Annotated in this window: 14 protein-coding genes and 1 pseudogene; 13 read left to right on the forward strand and 2 right to left on the reverse strand. The window is 70.2% G+C overall.

Annotation, left to right across the window (positions count from 1 at the left end; all coding sequences use genetic code 11):
- The first annotated feature begins 188 nt into the window (after nt 1-188).
- The 8 genes and pseudogenes from pgsA (at nt 189) to FHR38_RS26315 (ending at nt 7,064) form a co-directional block, all read left to right on the forward strand.
- Nucleotides 189-815 (forward strand): phosphatidylinositol phosphate synthase, encoded by a 627-nt coding sequence (gene pgsA / locus FHR38_RS26280; RefSeq protein ID WP_184537224.1) that lies wholly within the window; start codon nt 189-191, stop codon nt 813-815.
- Nucleotides 812-1,750 (forward strand): annotated as a pseudogene (locus FHR38_RS26285) (phosphatidylinositol mannoside acyltransferase); the annotation flags it as partial. The gene pgsA and the pseudogene FHR38_RS26285, both read left to right, overlap by 4 nt.
- Before the next feature lie 110 nt (nt 1,751-1,860).
- Entirely contained in the window at nt 1,861-3,021 is a 1,161-nt protein-coding gene (locus FHR38_RS26290) for a glycosyltransferase family 4 protein (RefSeq protein WP_184537228.1), read from the forward strand.
- 84 nt (nt 3,022-3,105) lie between these two features.
- Nucleotides 3,106-3,606 carry a hypothetical protein gene (locus FHR38_RS26295; RefSeq protein WP_184537230.1) on the forward strand — a complete coding sequence of 167 codons (501 nt, stop codon included), beginning with the start codon at nt 3,106-3,108 and terminating at the stop codon, nt 3,604-3,606.
- Nucleotides 3,607-3,775: 169 nt separating this feature from the next.
- Nucleotides 3,776-4,693, forward strand: coding sequence for a pyridoxal 5'-phosphate synthase lyase subunit PdxS (gene pdxS / locus FHR38_RS26300; protein WP_184537232.1), 918 nt, complete (start codon nt 3,776-3,778; stop codon nt 4,691-4,693).
- Complete coding sequence (gene pdxT, locus FHR38_RS26305; RefSeq protein ID WP_184537234.1) at nt 4,693-5,298, forward strand: pyridoxal 5'-phosphate synthase glutaminase subunit PdxT; 606 nt, start codon at nt 4,693-4,695, stop codon at nt 5,296-5,298. Before pdxS ends, pdxT begins: the two co-directional genes overlap by 1 nt.
- 260 nt (nt 5,299-5,558) lie before the next feature.
- Nucleotides 5,559-6,308 (forward strand): YebC/PmpR family DNA-binding transcriptional regulator, encoded by a 750-nt coding sequence (locus FHR38_RS26310; RefSeq protein WP_184537236.1) that lies wholly within the window; start codon nt 5,559-5,561, stop codon nt 6,306-6,308.
- An 84-nt stretch (nt 6,309-6,392) separates the two neighbouring features.
- Nucleotides 6,393-7,064: a ribonuclease FAU-1 family protein gene (locus FHR38_RS26315; protein ID WP_184537238.1), complete on the forward strand. Its 672-nt coding sequence runs from the start codon at nt 6,393-6,395 to the stop codon at nt 7,062-7,064.
- 139 nt (nt 7,065-7,203) lie between these two features.
- On the opposite strand, the gene FHR38_RS26320 is transcribed toward FHR38_RS26315, so the two are convergent.
- Both FHR38_RS26320 and FHR38_RS26325 read right to left on the reverse strand, forming a co-directional pair.
- Nucleotides 7,204-8,661, reverse strand: coding sequence for a glycosyltransferase family 2 protein (locus tag FHR38_RS26320; RefSeq protein ID WP_184537240.1), 1,458 nt, complete (start codon nt 8,659-8,661; stop codon nt 7,204-7,206).
- A gap of 5 nt (nt 8,662-8,666) precedes the next feature.
- Nucleotides 8,667-9,488, reverse strand: a complete 822-nt coding sequence (locus FHR38_RS26325; RefSeq protein WP_184537242.1) for a glycosyltransferase family 2 protein — start codon at nt 9,486-9,488, stop codon at nt 8,667-8,669.
- Between the two features lie 268 nt (nt 9,489-9,756).
- Here FHR38_RS26325 and FHR38_RS26330 point away from each other — a divergent pair, with 268 nt between their 5' ends.
- The 5 genes from FHR38_RS26330 to FHR38_RS26350 all read left to right on the forward strand — a co-directional run bounded on the left by FHR38_RS26330 (nt 9,757) and on the right by FHR38_RS26350 (nt 17,100).
- Complete coding sequence (locus FHR38_RS26330) at nt 9,757-12,792, forward strand: AfsR/SARP family transcriptional regulator (RefSeq protein ID WP_184537245.1); 3,036 nt, start codon at nt 9,757-9,759, stop codon at nt 12,790-12,792.
- Nucleotides 12,793-12,913: 121 nt separating this feature from the next.
- Nucleotides 12,914-13,282 (forward strand): peptidase inhibitor family I36 protein, encoded by a 369-nt coding sequence (locus FHR38_RS26335; RefSeq protein ID WP_184537247.1) that lies wholly within the window; start codon nt 12,914-12,916, stop codon nt 13,280-13,282.
- 15 nt (nt 13,283-13,297) lie between these two features.
- Complete coding sequence (locus FHR38_RS26340) at nt 13,298-14,167, forward strand: hypothetical protein (RefSeq protein WP_184537249.1); 870 nt, start codon at nt 13,298-13,300, stop codon at nt 14,165-14,167.
- A gap of 51 nt (nt 14,168-14,218) precedes the next feature.
- Nucleotides 14,219-15,391, forward strand: a complete 1,173-nt coding sequence (locus FHR38_RS26345; RefSeq protein WP_312882417.1) for a YncE family protein — start codon at nt 14,219-14,221, stop codon at nt 15,389-15,391.
- A gap of 140 nt (nt 15,392-15,531) precedes the next feature.
- Nucleotides 15,532-17,100, forward strand: a complete 1,569-nt coding sequence (locus tag FHR38_RS26350) for an MFS transporter (RefSeq protein ID WP_184540241.1) — start codon at nt 15,532-15,534, stop codon at nt 17,098-17,100.
- The last annotated feature ends 5 nt before the right edge of the window (nt 17,101-17,105 follow it).

A 17,105-nucleotide genomic window follows, 5' to 3' on the forward strand; every position in this document is an offset into this window, starting at 1 on the left:
GCGATTCCTGCGGCGATATCCTCGGGTGGCGTGCTGAGTGCCGGGAACGTGCCGGGCAGTCGGGTGACTTACCTCACGTTTCCCCTTCCGATCCCACACCCGTATCGGTCCGTACACAACCCCGCGACGCGAAGTAGGCGCCACCGTGCGTACCGCCGGAGACCGGCGACCGATATCGTGGGACCGCCATGGCGAAGATCTTCCAAGTGTCGGCCCGGGCGGGTATGGCCCGCGTCGTCGAACCAATAGCGCGCGGCCTGCTGCGGCGGGGCGTGTCCCCGAACGCGGTCACGGTCGCGGGCACCGTCGGTGTACTCATCGGCGCGATCGGCTTCGGTGCCCGTGGGCATCTGGTCGCGGGTGCCCTCATCGTCACCGTTTTCGCGCTCACCGACCTGCTCGACGGGACGATGGCCCGAATGCGGGGCGGCTCCAGCAAATTCGGCGCCTTCCTGGATTCGAGCATGGACCGGATCGCCGATGGTGCCATCTTCGGCGCGGTGACCTACTGGCTGGCCAGCCAGGGCGACTCCTGGGGGGTCGCGGCGGCGCTCATCTGCCTCGTGCTCGGCCAGATCGTCTCCTACGTCAAGGCCCGCGCCGAAGGGCTGGGTCTGACCTGCAACGTGGGGCTCGCCGAGCGCACCGAACGACTGATCATCGTCGGGATCGGTGGTCTGCTCAGCGCGGTCGTCGACTGGGGGCTGACCGCAGCGCTCTGGGTGCTGGCGGTCCTGTCACTGGTCACCGTGGGGCAGCGGATCGCCCACGTCTACCGCCAGGCGCAGCGGGCCGAGCTGGACGTGGACGCGTGAATCTGGCCGAACTCGGTTATCTCGCCGGCTGGCGCGTCGTACGGGCGCTGCCCCGCCCCGTTGCCGAGGCGGTCTTCCGCGTGGGTGCCGACCAGGCACATCGCAGGGGCGGCCGGGGTGCGACGAGACTCGCCGCCAACCTCCGCCGGGTGGTCGGCCCCGAGCTGCCGGCGGCAGAACTCGACGCGTTGAGCCGTCGGGCACTGCGCTCCTACGCCCGGTACTGGATGGAGGCGTTCCGACTGCCCTCCCTGTCCCAGGAACAGGTGCGGCGCGGGTTCCGGCTGGAACGGCACGAGCTGCTGGCCGAGGATGTGGCCGCTGGACGGGGCGCGGTGGTGGCGTTGCCGCACGGCGGCAACTGGGACGCCGCCGGGGCCTGGGTGGCGGCGATGGGGTGGCCGTTGACCACGGTCGCCGAGCGGCTCAAGCCGGAGGCGGTCTTCGAGCGCTTCGTCGCGTTCCGGGAGGGGCTCGGGATGGAGATCATCCCGACCCACGGTGGGGCGCGGCCACCGTTCGACATTCTGGTCGACCGGGTACGCGCCGGACATGTCGTACCGCTACTCGCCGACCGGGACCTCTCCGCGCGGGGTGTGGAGGTGACCTTCTTCGGCGGCCGTACCCGGATGCCGGCCGGGCCGGCGCTGCTCGCCATCCGTACCGGCGCGCCGCTCTACGTCGCCTCGATGTGGTACGAACCGGATATTCCGTGTGCCCGGCTGGAGGGTCCACTGGAGGTGCCCGACCCGGAGAGCGGATCACTGGACCAGCGGGTTCGGGTGCTCACCCAACGGGTGGCCGACTGCCTGGCGGCGGGCATCGCCGCGCACCCGGAGGACTGGCACATGCTTCAACGCATGTGGCTCGACGATCCGACCGGCGCCGCCACCACCGTCCCGGCGGAACCGGTCGGGGTAAGCCCGACGACGGGCGACCCGTCTATGGTCCCCCCGCTGACCGGTGACCTCCCGTCGGCGGGGGAGTCCTCCGGGGTGCGCCCACCGTCCACGTCCGGGCCGGTCTGAGGGGGAGGGCGGCGCCAGTGCGGATCGGCATCGTGTGCCCGTACTCCTTCGACGTCCCCGGTGGGGTGCAGAACCACATCATGGACCTTGCCGAGGCGTTGATCAGCCTCGGTCACGAGGTCAGCGTGTTGGCCCCCGCAGACGAGGACGCACCGCTGCCGCCGTACGTGGTGCCGGCCGGTCGATCGGTGCCGTTCCCCTACAACGGCTCGGTCGCCCGGATCACCTTCGGTCCGGTCTCCACCGCCCGGGTACGGCGCTGGCTGGCCCGGGGCGACTTCGACGTGCTGCACGTCCACGAGCCGTTCGTACTCAGCCTGTCGCTGTTGGCCGTGTTGTCCTCCCGGGGACCGGTGGTGGCGACCTTCCACACCGCGATGACCCGGTCGAAGGCGATGGCCGCCGCGCAGGGGATTCTGCAACTCGTGCTGGAGCGGATCACCGCGCGCATCGCGGTCAGCGCGTTGGCCCGGAAGGTGCAGGTGGAGCACCTCGACGGGGGCGCGGTGGAGATCCCCAACGGGGTCGCCGTGGCGAAGTTCGCCGACGCCGAGCCGCTACCGGGCTGGCCCGGCGAGTGTCGCCCGGGTGAGGGCGGAACGCTGGGCTTCCTGGGCCGGTTCACTGAGCCGCGTAAGGGCTTCCCGGTGCTGCGCGAGGCGTTCGTGACCCTGGCCGAACAGCGATCCGGACTGCGGCTGCTGGTGGCCGGACCGGGCGACGTGGCCGATCTGCACGAGGGGGTGCCACCGCACCTACGGGACCGGATCACCTTCCTCGGCATGGTCCCCGAGGAGGAGAAGGCGCGGATGCTGCGTAGCGTCGACCTCTACGTGGCGCCCAACATCGGCGGCGAGTCGTTCGGGATGATCCTGACCGAGGCGATGGCGGCCGGGACGACGGTGGTGGCCAGCGACCTGGACGCGTTCCGTCGGGTGCTGGACGGTGGGCGAGCCGGGCAGCTCTTCACCACCGGTGATCCGATGGCGTTGCGCCGGGCGCTCGCCGAACTCCTGGACGACCCGGACCGGCGCACGGAGTTGTCGGCATGCGCTAAGCAGGTGGTGTCATCCTTCGACTGGCCGGTGGTTGCTCGTCGAGTTCTTGAGGTATACGAAACAGCGATCGAGGCCACCCACGGTCGGGTGATCGACGAGGAGTGGATTGAACCGCGCTGACCGCTATCGGATGCGGCGCGAGGTCGAAGAAGCGCCGTGGGCGTCGGATGCGCCCTCGCGGAACTGAATGGGAGCGACACTACGATGCCGGGCATGTGGTGGGTGGTGGGCATCGTAGTGGTGGTTGTCCTGACGTCGGCATACCTGACCTGGACGGCGGCCCGGGTCGATCGGCTCCATCGCCGGGTCGAATCGGCGGCCCGGGCGCTGGATGCGCACCTGTTGCGTCGGGCCGCCGCCGCCGCGGTGCTGGCTGAGGAGTGCTACGCCGTCGAGTTGTACGCGGCGGCCCGGATCGCACTCGACGCCGGACCCGACGAGCGGGAGGCCGCCGAGAACGATCTCACCCGCCAGCTCCGCAGCACTCCGCTGGTGCCGGACGAACAGGCGGCGGAGGCGGTGGTGGCGGCGAGCCGCCGCCTGGTGTTGGCTCGTCAGGTACACACCGACCTGGTCCGGGACGCCCTGTCCGTACGGCGACGTCCGGTCGTACGGTTGTTGCGAATGTCCCGCAAGCATGAGCGTCCCCGCTACTTCGACGTGGACGACCCGACCCTCACCCCGGAGCCGTTGTCGGTCGGGTGAGCGGCACCACCGGGTGCCACAGCGCAGGGGTGAGCGGTGCCACCGCGCAGGGGTGAGCGAGGCCACAGCGCAGGCCACCGGTGGGTCGATTGGCTGTCGGTCGCGGGCCGAGCCCGAAGTAGCATCGGGGCTGAGTCGCATTCCACCACCTCTGAGGAGCGAAAACGCCGTGTCCGATGCCGCTACGCAGTCTGCCGCCACCACACCCGTAACCGGCACCGCCCGCGTCAAGCGGGGGATGGCCGAGATGCTCAAGGGCGGTGTGATCATGGATGTGGTCAACGCCGAGCAGGCGAAGATCGCCGAGGACGCGGGTGCCGTCGCGGTGATGGCACTGGAGCGGGTGCCGGCCGACATCCGGGCCCAGGGTGGCGTCTCCCGGATGAGCGACCCGGACATGATCGACGGGATCATCAACGCCGTCTCCATTCCGGTGATGGCCAAGGCCCGGATCGGACACTTCGTCGAGGCGCAGGTGCTTCAGGCGCTCGGCGTCGACTACGTCGACGAGTCCGAGGTGCTCACCCCGGCCGACTACGCCAACCACATCGACAAGTGGGCCTTCACCGTGCCGTTCGTGTGTGGGGCGACCAACCTGGGCGAGGCGCTGCGTCGGATCACCGAGGGTGCCGCGATGATCCGTTCCAAGGGCGAAGCGGGTACCGGTGACGTCTCCAACGCCACCACCCACATGCGCAAGATCCGGGACGAGATCCGCCGGCTCACCTCGCTGCCGACCGACGAGCTGTATGTCGCGGCGAAGGAGCTGCAGGCGCCGTACGAGCTGGTCAAGGAGATCGCCGAAACCGGCAAGCTGCCGGTGGTGCTCTTCACCGCCGGAGGTATCGCCACCCCGGCCGACGCGGCCATGATGATGCAGCTCGGTGCCGAGGGTGTCTTCGTCGGCTCCGGCATCTTCAAGTCCGGCAACCCGGAGCAGCGCGCCGCGGCGATCGTCAAGGCGACCACCTTCTATGACGACCCGGACGTGCTGGCCAAGGTGTCCCGTGGTCTGGGCGAGGCGATGGTCGGCATCAACGTCGACGACATCCCCGTCCCGCACCGGCTCGCCGAGCGCGGCTGGTGATGGCCCGACCGACCATCGGTGTGCTCGCCCTGCAGGGCGACGTACGCGAACACGCGAACGCACTGGCCGAGAGCGGTGTCACCGCCCGGCCGGTGCGTCGCCCCGAGGAACTCGACCAGGTCGACGGCCTGGTGATCCCGGGCGGCGAGTCGACCACGATGAGCAAACTGGCCGACGTGTTCGGGCTGGCTGACCCGATCCGGAAGCGGATCGCCGACGGTATGCCGGTCTACGGCTCCTGCGCCGGGATGATCATGCTAGCCACCGAGGTACTCGACGGCCGGCCCGACCAGCGCGGCTTCGACGGGATCGAGATGACCGTACGGCGTAACGCGTTCGGTCGGCAGGTCGACTCGTTCGAGGCGCCGGTGGAGATCACTGGCGTTCCCGGGCCGGCCTTCCACGCGGTCTTCATCCGGGCCCCCTGGGTCGAGCGGGTCGGCGACGGGGTGGAGGTGTTGGGCCGGGTGACCGACGGTCCGGCCGACGGCCGGGTGGTGGCGGTACGACAGGGCAACCTGCTCGCCACCGCCTTCCACCCGGAACTGACCGGTGATCTCCGGGTGCACCGCTATTTCGTGGACGTCGTCCGAGCTGCCGCCTGAGTAACGCTGGATCCTGGCGGGTCATGTCCCTAGCGGGTTTCATGACCCGCCAAGTTCTGTCAGCGGACAGCCACCGGTGGTGGTGTGGTCACGGCGCGGCGGGCCGCCGGTAGGATTGGCCCGTTTCAGGAGCCGAGCCTGGCCGCGGCTGCCTTCGCGCATCATGACCACCGGGTCGCGCATCGATCACGGTGGAAATTGGGCGGGGTGTGGAGATCGTGGAGGGTGACGCCGAGTCGGGGTAGCTACGGAGGTCATCCATGTCCGGCCACTCAAAGTGGGCGACGACCAAGCACAAGAAGGCGGTCATCGACGCCAAGCGCGGCAAGATGTTCGCCAAGCTGATCAAGAACGTCGAGGTGGCGGCACGTACCGGCGGTGGTGACCCGGCGGGGAACCCGACCCTGTTCGACGCCATCCAGAAGGCCAAGAAGAGCTCGGTCCCCAACGACAACATCGACCGCGCGGTCAAGCGTGGCTCCGGCCTCGAAGCCGGCGGCGCCGACTGGCAGACCGTGATGTACGAGGGCTACGGCCCGAGCGGTGTGGCGCTGCTCATCGAGTGCCTGACCGACAACCGCAACCGGGCCGCGACCGAGGTACGCACCGCGCTCACCCGCAACGGCGGTTCGCTCGCCGACGCCGGCTCGGTGTCCTACATGTTCTCCCGCAAGGGTGTCGTGATCGTCCCCAAGGCCGGACTCTCCGAGGACGACGTGCTGATGGCGGTGCTCGACGCCGGAGCCGAGGAGGTCAACGACCTGGGCGAGGCGTACGAGGTGGTCTCCGAGCCGGGTGACCTCATCCCGGTCCGCACCGCGCTGCAGGACGCCGGCATCGAGTACGAGTCGGCTGAGTCCTCCCTCATCCCCAGCGTCAACGTGCCGCTGGACGAGGAGGGCGCGCGCAAGGTCTTCAAGCTGATCGACGTGCTGGAGGACTGCGACGACGTGCAGAACGTCTACGGCAACTTCGACGTCTCCGACGAGGTCATGGAGGCCGTCGGCTGACGGTCCTGACCGGTGATTGCACCGGGCATGGTTCGGCCCGGAGTCCGATAGCTCGGCCCGGAGCCGAGGGTGAGGGGGTGGCGGATGATCACGACTGGGACTACCGAACCGGAGAGCCGGTTCGCCCCCGGTGACGTCGTGGTGCGGCGGGAGATCCTGCTCGGCGAGGTGTGGTTCGCCTTCCCGACGATCTGCGTCGAGGATTCCGACGATCTCCTCGCCCTCTACGTACCCACCGGCACGGTCTTCGGCTTTCCGGAGACGGGACGGTTTCCCGCCGGCCGGCACCCCTGGCAGGGTAGGTCCAGCCAATGGTCCGGGCACGGGAAGTTGATGCTGCACCGGCCGGGGGAGGCGCACGCGATCGACGTCTTCTGGACCGGTCCGGAACGGTCCTTCGCGGGTTGGTACTTCAACCTGCAGGACCCGTTCCGGCGTACCCGGATCGGCGTCGACACCCTCGATCACGAGTTGGACCTGTGGTGGGCGGCGGACGCCGACCGCTACGCATGGAAGGACGTCGAGGAGTTCGAACAGCGTCTCGTCGAGGGACGCTATCCGGGCCAGGCGGCGGCGATTCGGGCCGAAGGACACCGGATCGCCGCCCTTCTCGACGCGGGCCATCGGTGGTGGGACGAGGGCTGGGCCAGGTGGCGGCCGGATCCCACCTGGCTCCCCCCGTCCCTACCATCGGACTGGGCGGACCTGCCGGTGACCGCTCATCGGGACAGCCCGCCGTTGTCGGTCAGCTCCTGACCCACCGCGATCTGGAGTTCGGCCACCCCCTGCTCGGCAGCGTCCGGGTGGTGGTCAAGGTAGATCTCCCGGTGCAGGCCGAGCGGTCGGTAGCCGTTGGCGTCGATCCACCGGGCCAGGATCTGGTCGCCGGACAGGATCAGTCCCGGTAGGCCGCCGACGACGCGCGCATCGGGGCGGCGCCCGAGCGGCGGGCTCGCCGACAGAGGTTTCCTTCTGGATCGCGGTGGTGCCCGTCGAGGCCACCCAGCCGGTGCCACCACGTCCGCTCGACGAGCAGTAGTCCCGTGGGGAGGCTCCGGGTCGGGTGGACGTCGTACCGGCGTGCCCGGCCCGGCCGGTCGGCAGGGCCGGCCCGTTCCGACGGCGGGCGGCGGGCGGCCGGAGCGCCCCCGTACAGGCCGGCGGTGGGGAAGCGGATGGCCACGGCGAGAAGCTGGTCGAGGGCACCCGGGATCAACTCGACGTCGCCGTCCACCAACAGCAGATAGTTTCCCTCGCCCCGATCGGCGACCCGATTCACCGTTGCGGTGTCGGCGTCGACCACGGTGACGCACAGCCGGGCCCAGTCGGATCGGAGGCTGGCGAGGCAGCGGTCGAGGGCGACCCTCGGCCGGCGGATGACGAGCACGTCCACTGTGCACGGGCGACCGGAGGGCGGCTGGTCCGGGGCCATCGCGCGCAGCCCGGCGGCCCGGGCCCAGCGCTGCCGGGGACGTAGCCTTCCGGCCCAGTTCACCAGCAGGAACCCGGGCAGACGCGGCCAGAGCGCCGGCTGGGTGGCGACCGTGGTGAGATTGCGGCCGGCCCCGGCGGCGGGTGAGGCGCTACCTGTTCGCGTCAACCGATCTCCGTCCCGGCCCGGACCGCGGTGGTGGCGGGCCAGCGAGGCGAGTTCGGCGTTGCCCCGACGCCATCGGCTGGCCACTGCGATCAGCTCCCGCCAGCGGGGCAGCACCAGTAGAAAGCCCCCCGATCCGACCACTCGGCGCTCGGCGGAGGTGAAGCGCGACCGGACGTACGCGTCGTCGGCGGTCAGCTCGGGAAACTCCGTCCACCGGGCCCGCCCGGCGGGGTTCACCGCATAGCAGCCCGCGCCGACCACCTGCCCGGACACGGCCGGAAGAGCGAGCCACACGGCCGCGAAGTCCCGTCCGAGACGGTCGGTGGGGCGTACCAGCACCGGTCGAGGGGCGACCAGCCGCGCCGCCCGGGTCTCCGTCAGTGCGTCGACCAGGGCGGGCAGGGTGCCCGGGGTGATGACGGTGTCCGCGTCCAGATAGAGCACCGAGGCGTCGCCCCGTCGCTGCCGGTCGCCCGCGTTGAGCGCCGCTGCCTTGCCCGCCGCCGGCAGCTCCACCAGCACGACCTCCGCCGGCCGCCGTGATCCATCCCGGGCTGGGAGATCGGCGGCGATCGCCCGCACCAGCTGCGTCGTACCGTCGGAGCAGCCGTTGGCCACCACGATGATCCGTAGGTCGATCGTGTTGGCATCGCAGAGTACGGCCCGCAGGCAGCCGCCGATCAGCGACTGCTCGTCGTGGGCCGGTACCACGACGTCGAGCCGGCGGCCGAGACCCGCTGCCGGTCCGGGCACTGTGGTCACCCCGTCCCCAGCCGGCCGCGCAGCATCGCGACCGCCCCGTGTACGGCCAGGAAGACCGCGACGGCCGGCCAGCGGGCCGGTCGGGTTGCCAGGTTCCGCAGGATGCCGTGGTAGCGGGCGAAGTCGTCCGGATGGGGCGGCAGCGGGGCGACGCTCACCAGTTCCCGATTGCCCCGGTGGTAGCGGCAGCGGGCTCGGACCAGGGCCGCCAGCCCGTCCGGTACGACCACCTCGTAACTGGCCGCCACGACCCGCCGTTCGTGCGGCGCGAAGTGCCACCGTACCCACTTGTCGTCCGAGTGCAGTCGGGGAAAGCGGGCCCAGCGACGCCGGCCCTCCTCGGAGACCGCGTACGCGCCGAAGGTGACCGGGGAGTTCCGGACGTAGGGCAGTTCCCGCCAGATCCGGTAGTAGGCCCGAGACACCAGGCTGTGTGGTGGTGCCAGCCCCAGCACCGGGACGGCGAAGTGGATTCCGGTGCTGGGGGCGAGCGCGTCGGTGAGGTTGGCCAGGGCCAGGGGCGACAGTTTCGCATCCTGGTCGAGGTAGAGCCGGGGTCCCGGGGGAAGGTGCCGCTCGGCGGTGTCGAAGGCGGCGGCCCGCCCGGGCGGGGTACGTACGACTTCGCACTCCGCGCCGACGTCGCTGAGCACGGGGGCCAACCGTCGGGCCTGGGCGAGACTCTCCGGCCGGTCGTCGTTGACGGCGACGACCACGTGAAGGTCGCCGGTGAAGTGCTGTCCGGCCAGGGAATGGATGCTGCGCTCCAGCAGGAGCGAACCTTGATGGGTGGGAATCACCACGCCGATGTGGGTCAACGGTCCTCCCTCGCCCGAATTCGGGCCGGTAGCGGTGGTCTGCGCTCCACGGATGACAAGCCCTTGATACCGCTGCCGAGTGACTGGCACATCCCCGGCGCGGGCGGGCCGCTCCGCCGAGGGGCCGGTACCTCGCGCCGATCAGCGGAGCGGAAGACGAACGGAGAATGCTGAACAGGATCGATGTGTTGGCTATCGACTCGATGTGCAGCGTCGAAGTTAGCATTGACAAACATCGTTCTGCTGTTGGTGTGGGAGGTGTCGGCGGATGACCGCTCCCGTCCCCCTCGAGATCAGCCTCCTCGGTCCCGTCGAGGTACGGGTCGCCGGAACACTCGTACCGCTGGCCGGGCAGCAGATCCGTACGTTGGTCGCGGTGCTGGCGCTGCGGACCGGCGAACCGGTGCCGATGTGGCGGCTGATCGAAGCACTGTGGACGGGCGAACCGCCTGCCCGTGCCCGCAACCAGGTGCAGGTGTACGTGTCCCGGATCCGTAAGGCGCTGCTGCACGCCGGCTGCCCCGACCAGGTGCTGAGAACCCGCGGCGAGGCGTACCTGTTGGATCTGGACCGTGATCGCGTGGATGCCCTGCGATTCACCCGCCTCACCACCCTGGCGGAGGAGCGGGTGGCGGGCGGGGCATCCGATTCGGTGGCCGGCTTGCTGCGTGAGGCGCTGGCGCTCTGGCGCAGCGACCCGTTCGCCGACGTGACCAGTGGCGCGCTGCGAGCCGATGCCGCTGCCCTGGAGGATGCGCGTTGTGCGGCCCGGGAACGCTGGTTCGACCTGGAGTTGGCCCGGGGCGGGCACCGGTTCCTGGTGGCCCAGTTGCGCTCTGCCGTCGCGGAACGCCCGCTGCACGACGGCTTCCGCCGCCGGCTCATGCTGGCGCTGGCCGGCTGTGGCCGCCACGCCGAGGCACTCGACACCTACCGCGAAGGGCGGCGCATCCTGCACGACGAGCTGGGGCTCGACCCCGGCACGGAACTTCAACAGTTGGCGCAGTCGATTCTGCGCGGTGTCGTACCCGGGTCGGAGTTGATGCCCGTGCCGCCGCTGGCGGCACCACGCGACCCGCCCGCGCCCGCCGCGGTCTGCTCCCTGCCACCGGCGGTGGCGGGTTTCGTCGGTAGGGCGCTGGCGAAGAACGTGCTTCGAGCGGGGCTGGGCCGGTCCGGATCGCCACCGGGCATGGCGCTGGTGACCGGTCCCGGGGGGATCGGCAAGTCCACCCTCGGGATCCGGGTGGCACACGAACTGCGGGACCGGTATCCCGATGGCCAACTCTTCATCGACCTGCTCGGCAGTCGTGCGGAGCCGATGGCGCCCCGCGAAGCCCTGGGCCACCTGCTGCGCGGGTTCGGTGTAACCGGTGCGGTGCTGCCCGACGACATTACCGAGCGGTTGATGCTCTACCGGTCCATCGCGGTCGAACGACGGGTGCTCATCGTCCTCGACGACGCCGCACACGAGCAGCAGGTTCGCCCGCTGTTGCCGGGGGCCGGTGGCTCCGCCGTCCTGGTCACCAGCCGATCCCGGCTGGTCGGGCTGGACGATGCCATCCGGGTCGAACTCGGTGTGCTGGACCGGGTCGAGTCGTTACGGCTGCTCGGCAACATCGCCGGTGAGCACCGACTCGTGGTGCAGCCGGCCGCCGCGGACCGGATCGCCGCGCTGTGTGGCGATCATCCGCTCGCGGTACGCATCGCCGCCGCCCGCCTCGCTGAACGTCCACATCTGCGCCCCGAACGCCTGGCCGACGAGCTGTCCGACGAGCGAGCCCGGCTGGATGCGTTGCGCGCCGGTGACCTGGAGGTACGGGCGACCCTGGCGGTGGGTTACGGCGGTCTGGACCCGGCCGGTCGCCGGGCGGTACGCCTGCTCAGCCTCGCCGACCTGCCCCACTTCCCGGCCTGGGCGGCGGCCTGCGTGCTGGATCTGCCGCTGGTCGAGGCGGAACGGCTGGTGGAGACGATCGTCGACACCCGACTACTCGAACCGGTGCTGGATGAACCGGGGGGCGAGGTCCGCTACCGCTTCCACGAGCTGGTCCGGGTCTTCGGCCGGGAGCGGGCGGCCATCGAGGAGCCGGCGACCGGCCGCGTCGAGGCGTTGCAGCGCTGTCTCGCCGGTTACCGAACCGCCACCGAGCGGGCGGACGCCATGCTGGCGGCCGGCATCCTGGGCGTCCGGCGACAGCCGGCGGAGCTGCCCCCGGTTCCACCGGTGTGGATCGACGCGGTCCGGCTGGACCCGGCGGCCTGGTTCACCCGCGAACTGCCTGCCCTGGTGGCGCTGGTCCGGCAGGCGGTAGCCACGGGTGAGGTCCGGCTGGCCGGGGCGCTCGCCGCCGGCATGGCGACCTTCCTGGAGACCCGGAACCTCTACGACCACTGGGTCGACACCCACACCCGGGTGCTCTCCGCCGCCCGAACCGCCAACCTCCGGCCGATCATCCTGGCGATGCTCCGTAACCTCGGCGAACTGCACGCCATTCGGGACGAGACCGCCGCCGCGATCTGCTGCTTCACCGAGGCGCTGGCGTTGGCTCGGGAGACCGGGGAGCGGGCCTACGAGGTCGCCTCGCTGGCCGGTCTGGGCTACCTCCATCGCCTGACCGGGCGGTATCCGTTGAGCATCGAGGCGTTCACCACGGCTGCGGCGGCGGCTAGGCGGGACGGCAACCGTAACGGCGGGATCTTCGCCGAGCAGGGCGTGGGAGCGGTCTGGTTCGAGCAGGGTCGCCTTGCCGAGGCCGCCGTCCGGTTCACCGACTGCGCGCACCACAGCCGGGTGGCCGGTTACCGGGCGGGGGAGGCGCAGGCGCTTCGCGGCCTCGGGCTGGTGCACCTGGTGCGGGGTGAGCCGGCCCGGGCGGCCATGCTGTTCCGCCGGGCCCGCCGGATCAGCGCCGCGCTCGGCGACCAGCTTGTCGAGGCGTACGCGACGCAGTTGTTGGGGGACGCCTATGCCCGCAGCGGCCGGTACGGCCGGGCCGAGTCCCTGCTCCGGTCCGCGGACCGGGTCTTCGCCCGGTTCGGTAGCCGGTTCGGTCGGGCGATGGTGCTGGTCAGTCTGGCTCGGGCCCGGATCGGCCGGCGTCGGCTGGTGCCGGCACGGGTACTGCTGGAACAGGCCGGCCCGATCTGGGGGCGGCTGGGCATGCCGTACTGGGGTGGGCAGGCGTTCGACCTGCTCGCGGAGGTGTGCCGGCGGACCGGTGACGCGGTGGGTGCCGACCGGGCCGTTCGGCAGGCCCAGTTGCTGCGATACGGCGGAATCACCGCCGATGCGGCCGACTGACCAGTGGGGCCCGGGTGGATTCAGCGGGTGTTCAGCGGTGGTACAGCGGCACCCGACACGCTGGTGCCGTCAACCGCCGTCCCATCAGCGGACGGGGGGCCGAAGAGAACGGAGAGCCATCGTGCGCCTACGGAAGCGGGTCGTGGCGGTGCTCGGTGCCACCGTCATGGCGACCGCCGGCCTCGTCGGAATCGCCGCGCCGGCCAGTGCCGACCCCTGCCCGTCGGGGGCCACCTGTGCCTACACGTCGACGAACTGGAGCGGGGCACCCGGACCGGTCTACGGGGACAACCGGGACCTCAGCATCTATGCCAAGTGGCGAGGTGCCGAGTCCATCTACAACAACGGCAACTCCTGCCATGTCTACATCTACTCCAAGGTCGGCTACGCCGGCAGCCGGTATCCGCTGGCCCGGGGTACGGGTTGGCAGAACATCATCGGTTCGGCGCTGTGGCATCACGCGTACAGCAACCTCTGGTACGGCTGCTGAACCGGCATGCGACGGGTGAGCACCGCGTTCGTGGCGGCGGCGCTCGGCACGGCGGGTCTGGTCGGTTGTGGCGGGAACAGCCTCGCCGACCGGGCCCAGCCGGGGCGGCTCTATCCCTTCGACAGCGCGGTCTATCTGACCGTCCAGGAGGAGCGGACCGCCCAAACCGTGCTGGAGCGGGCGACCGCCGCCTGCATGCGGGATCGGGGGTTCGACTACACCCCACTGTTGGACCGGCGCGGGGAGGTCGAGCCCGACAACCCGTACGGCCTGCTCGACGCGGCTACGGCCAACACCGACGGGTACGGGATCGTGCCGGCCGTGCTGCGGCGTCGGGAGCGTCCCGTGGCGACGACGGGTCCGCAGCCCGATCCGGCCTACGTGACGGCGCTCAATGGCAGCGAACAGGCGCGGCACACCCTCGTGCTGCCCGGTGGCGAGGAGGTGGCGGTCGCCTCGGACGGTTGCGTGGCGAAGGCCCGCGTCGATGTCTACGGTTCCGACTGGGACCGGCTTTACTACACGTTCCAGTCGTTGAGCAACACCGTGATCGAGCGCGCTGGGACCGACCCGGCGGTGACGGCGGCGACGGCCGACTGGTCGGCGTGCGTCGGTCGGGCGGGCCACCCGGCGGCCAAGCCGAGCGACCTGCGTCAGGCGATCGAGAGCAGGGCGGCCCAGGCTGCCGACGACGCGGCGATCCGGGCGGCGGCCCGGGCCGAGTTGGCGGTCGCCCGAGTGGACGCCACCTGTCAGGACCGTGCTGGTCTCCGGGCGGCGGTGGCGGGCGCGCAGGCCAGCGCCGAGCGGCAACTGCTCACCGAGGTGCTACGACAGGACCTGCATCGGTTGCACCAGCTCAAGCGGGCGGCGCTGAATCCCTGACCTGGCGGAAGCCGCCCGAAAAGCACCAATTCATGAGTAAAATCAGCATTTGTGAAGAAGGTGAAGCGTGGGATCGCGGTAACGCTGGTGGGACTGCTGGCCGGGCTCGGTGCCTGCACCGAGGTGCCCCGTAGCTCGGTGAAGATCCCCGAACAGGTGCCGCCGCCCGTGCCGGCGAACGAGCTGATAGCTGGCATGCCGGCCTATCTGGGCGGCCCGAGCGTCTACGCCGCCGCCGGGCCGAACATGCTCAGCGAGCAGGTACGGGAGGACAAGTCCCTGGTCTACGTGCCCAACACCAACAGCGACGACGTCTACGTCATCGATCCCGCCACGTACAAGGTGGTCGACAAGTTCCCCGGCGGGCCGGAGCCACAGCACATCGTCCCCTCGTACGACATGCGCACCCTCTACGTCGCCTCCAGTCGGATCCCCACCGGCGGCCTGATCCCGATCGACCCGAGGACCGGCAAGCCCGGCGAGTTTCGGAACCTGGAGGACGTCTACAACCTCTACTTCACGCCGGACGGGCAGCAGGCGATCGTGGTCGCCGAGGCGTACAAGCGACTGGACTTCTACGACCTCAAGACGTGGCAGCGGACGAAGTCGCTGGAGTTCCCGGAGTGCGCCGGGATCAACCACATGGACTACTCGGCCGACGGTCGGGTGATGTTGTTCAGCTGCGAGTTCGCCAACCGGATGCTGGTGCTCGACGGGACGACGCACGAGAAGATCCGGCACTTCGACCTGCCCCAGGTGATGGACGGGATGCCGCAGGACACCCGGTTGACCCCGGATGGGCAGCGGTTCCTGGTGGCCGACATGAATGCCGACGGCGTGTACGTCTTCGACAGCACCGCCACCAGTCGGCTCGACTTCATCCCCACCGGCGAGGGGGCGCACGGCATCTACTTCAGCCGGGACGGTCGGGTCGCGTACGTGACCAACCGGGGGGAGGGCAGTGTGACCGTACTCGATCTGGCCACGCTGAAGCCGACCGCGACCTGGCGGATTCCCGGCGGCGGCAGCCCGGACATGGGTGGGATCTCGGCGGACGGCAAGGTGCTCTGGCTCTCCGGTCGCCAACACAACGAGGTGTACGCGTTGAGCACCGACGACGGCAGACTGCTCGCCCGGATTCCGGTCGGCGACGGTCCGCACGGTCTGACCATCTGGCCGCAGCCGGGTCGCTACTCGCTGGGGCACACCGGCAACATCCGTTGATCGATCCGGTGGGTGCGCTGGGTCACATGCGAAACGAGACGGTTCCGTATCGGTTCTTCGTCTTGTAGCGTCCTTCCCCGTTACGAAACTGCTCCGTGTCGTATTTCGGCGCGGGCGTACCGGGGGAGAGCAGCGGACCGATGCAACTGCACGAGAACACCGGACACCCGAGGCGGTGGAGCATCCTCGGGGTGCTCGTCTTCAGCCTCCTGGTCGTGGTGCTGGACAACACCATCCTCAACGTCGCGCTGCGCGTCCTGGCCGACCCGGTGCACGGCCTGGGCGCCACCCAGGGTGAGCTGGAATGGTCGATCAACTCCTACACGCTCGTCTTCGCCGGCCTGCTCTTCACCTTCGGGATCCTCGGCGACCGGTACGGGCGCAAGCGCTTCCTCCTGATCGGACTGGCCGTCTTCGGCCTGGCGTCGCTGCTGTCCGCGTACTCCCAGGAGCCCGGCCACCTGATCGCCGCGCGAGCGCTGATGGGGTTGGGTGGCGCGGCCATCATGCCGGTCACCCTCTCGATCATCTCCAACGTCTTCGACCCCCGGGAACGGGCCCGAGCCATCGGCATCTGGTCCGGTGCGGTCGGCCTCGCCGTCGCCATCGGCCCGATCCTCGGCGGGCTGCTGCTGGAACACTTCTGGTGGGGCTCGGTCTTCCTGATCAACGTGCCGGTGGTGCTGGCCGGACTGGTGGCGGTGGCGCTGCTGGTGCCCGAGTCGCGTAACCCGCAGCCGGGCCGGATCGACGTCGTCGGCGTACTGCTTTCCGTGGTCGGGTTGGTCGCCCTGTCGTACGGCATCATCAACGGTGGCGAGCACGGCTTCGACCGGCCGGGGGTCTGGGCCGCGATCGTCGGTGGCCTGGTCGTGCTGACCGCGTTCGTCGCCTACGAGCGGCGTATCGAGTACCCCTCACTGGACGTCCGGCTGTTCCGGCTGCCCCGCTTCGCGGCTCCGATCGCGGTGGTGGGGCTGGTCTTCTTCGCCTCCATGGGCATGATGTTCTTCGGCGCCTTCTACCTGCAACTGGTACGCGGTTACACACCGCTGGAGACCGGGCTGCTGTTCCTGCCGTTCGCCAGCGCCCAGCTCGTGTTCGCCCCGACCAGTGCCACCCTGGTCAGGCGCTACGGTGCCCGAGTGGTCTCCACCATCGGGCTGGTGCTGGTGACACTCACCCTCGGTGCGTTCACGGTCATCGAAGCGGACACCTCGGTGTGGATCGTCGGCACGGTCTTCTTCTTCCAGGGGGCCGGCATGGCCAGCATCATGCCGCCGGCCATGGAATCGATCATGTCGTCACTGCCCCGGGAACGGGCCGGCGTCGGCTCGGCGGTCAGCAACACGGTCCGCCAGGTCGGTGGGGCCCTCGGGGTGGCGATTCTCGGTTCGGTGCTCGCCGCGATCTACCGCACCGAGATCGAGCCGGCCACCTCGGCGTTGCCCGACGCGGCCCGGGCGGCGGCCAACGAGTCGATCGCCGGGGCGTACGGGGTGGCGGGGCAGCTCGGCCCCGACGGTGGCAACGTGATCACCGCCGCCAACGACGCGTTCATCTCCGCCATGCACGTCGCCTCCGGGGTGGCCGCGATCATCGCTGCCCTCGGCATCCTGGTGGTGCTGCGCTGGATGCCCGGCCGACACGTACAGCAACAGGTCACGCCAGCACCGACCAGCGAACCAGAGTTGGTCCCGGTGTCGTAGGTCGG

The organism is Micromonospora polyrhachis (genome assembly GCF_014203835.1).
Lineage (GTDB): Bacteria > Actinomycetota > Actinomycetes > Mycobacteriales > Micromonosporaceae > Micromonospora_H > Micromonospora_H polyrhachis.